Annotated in this window: 1 protein-coding gene; it reads right to left on the bottom strand. The window is 71.4% G+C overall.

The window, feature by feature from the left end; genetic code table 11:
- Positions 1–194, bottom strand: a 194-nt coding sequence (locus ACFHWT_RS31660; protein ID WP_416598396.1) for a helix-turn-helix domain-containing protein, incomplete at its 3' end; no start/stop codon positions are given.
- Positions 195–217 lie beyond the last annotated feature (23 nt).

Genomic DNA, 217 nt, shown 5'->3' with positions numbered 1-217 from the left:
GACACGAACCAGCGGCCCGCCGGGTCCTGCGACACCGTCACCGTCGACGGCGCCGCACCCTGCGGGAGCGGTCGGGACCACACGATGTCCAACGGTGCGTACATCTTCGCCAGGGTGAGGCGGCCGTCGCGCCACCGAAGCTCGGCCGCCTGCTCCGGGGTGGGGTGGAAGCGGTACCTGAACGCCCGCTTCACGGTCCGGGACACAGTCCACAGTC

Source organism: Micromonospora sp. LOL_021, assembly GCF_048060215.1.
In the GTDB taxonomy this organism is placed as follows: Bacteria; Actinomycetota; Actinomycetes; order Mycobacteriales; family Micromonosporaceae; genus Micromonospora_E.
Note: the sequence above shows the minus strand (reverse complement) of the source record. Positions and strands in the feature narration are given on the sequence as shown.